Annotated in this window: 1 protein-coding gene; it reads right to left on the minus strand. The window is 41.7% G+C overall.

Annotation, left to right across the window (positions count from 1 at the left end):
* Positions 1-36: 36 nt before the first annotated feature.
* On the minus strand, positions 37-1,621 hold a 1,585-nt coding region (locus AC097L_RS23830), incomplete at its 5' end, for a hemagglutinin (protein WP_479589213.1).

A 1,621-nucleotide genomic window follows, 5' to 3' on the forward strand; every position in this document is an offset into this window, starting at 1 on the left:
ACGCGTGATCAGTAGAAACAAGGGTGTTTTTGCCAATTATATACAAATGTTGCATCTGCAAGACCCGTTGGACATGGCCCAGAACAAAAAGGCAGCAAACCCCATTGCAATCACAAGAGATGAGGCGACAGTCGAATAAATGGTGAGGATTTTGTAAGTTCCTTCAGATTCCAGTTTGACCCCCTCTATTTTCTGTCTTTCTAATTTCGACTCCTCTTGATATTTCCTTCTGTTATAGGTCCCATTCCGAATTGTCTCCATGCATTGGTCATCACATTTATGGTATAGCTCGAAACATCCTTTCCCATCTTCCACCGCATTGGAACCCAACGCTCTCTTTACTTTATTATATAGATTGTTTACATTTGCGTCATGCTCATCGAGTGTTTTCTGGTTTTCAAGCAGAACTAGCAATTCTGCATTATATGCCCATATATCCTGGATTTGATCATCAATCTTATTATTGATCATGTTAAGTCTAGTTTCTACCTCACTGAATTCGTGGTCAATGATTTCATATTGCTTGTTCATTTTGTCGACTATGTTATTCACTTTGGATGTTATTTTATCAATTGCCTTTTGAGTTGATTCTCTATCTGCTGCCATACCAACCCCTTGGTCATTTGAATGCTGAAACCCATACCAACCAGCAACTAGTCCTGACCAACCTCCTTCTATAAACCCTGCTATAGCCCCGAATAGTCCTCTACTAGATCTAGAAGGCACATTCCTCAGACCAACTGCAAGTTTGAGACTCTTTACACCAATGTACTTTGAGCAGTTTCCAAATGCATACTTACTTACATTTTGGAAGGGCAATGTTGTGTTTAAGCCACCTTTCTCTGTTTGACACTGCACTGTGCAGCTACCCATTTTTAAGTCAGTCTTTAGGATTCTTCCGTGGCTCTCTCCTGAAAGGATGTGTCCATACCACGGAGCTATTAGATTCCCATCAGATTTTATCCGCAGTGTTTGGCCCGGTTTCAATACCGACCAATAATAATTAATTCTTCCCATCAAACCGTTGACAAGAGGCCTTGGTCCTATCAATGGTTTGAAGATCCTATTTATTTCTTCTGTTGCCACACTCGTTGTAGTGTCGGTTCTTGTGTACAGACTTCTTTGCGTGTCATCGGTGGGTGGGTGATTTATGCCCCACATGAAAAGGATGCTCTTTCCTTGATTATTCGTGTATTGGGCGTCTTGGATAGGGTAATTGCCGTTCTTTCGAGTCAACCATCTCATGTTTCTGTAGAATGAACCTGAGCATGTGTTGCTTGTCCCATCGTAAGAAACATTCCAGATCGTGTCTGGGAAAATCTGGATTCTTTGATAAGATCTAGCAGAACTAAAAAATGACCTTAGCTCTTCTAGATTTTCTACATTCCCGGGGTAACACAGTCCGTTAACAGCTGATGGTCTCTCGACGATATAAGACCATTCTCTCTCTTCCAGCAATGGATCACAAGAAGGATTGCCATAGATTAGCCCTTCAATGGTGCAGGTGTCTAAAATAAGAGGTTGTCCCAAGCTTGTTGCACACAGCATCCCATTATGCTCTGTGTGGAGCAGTTCTTTAGCATGTGTCACAGGAACATTGTTTTCTGTTAGCGTGTCCACA

The organism is Rhodoferax sp. RT5P35, from assembly GCF_056521385.1.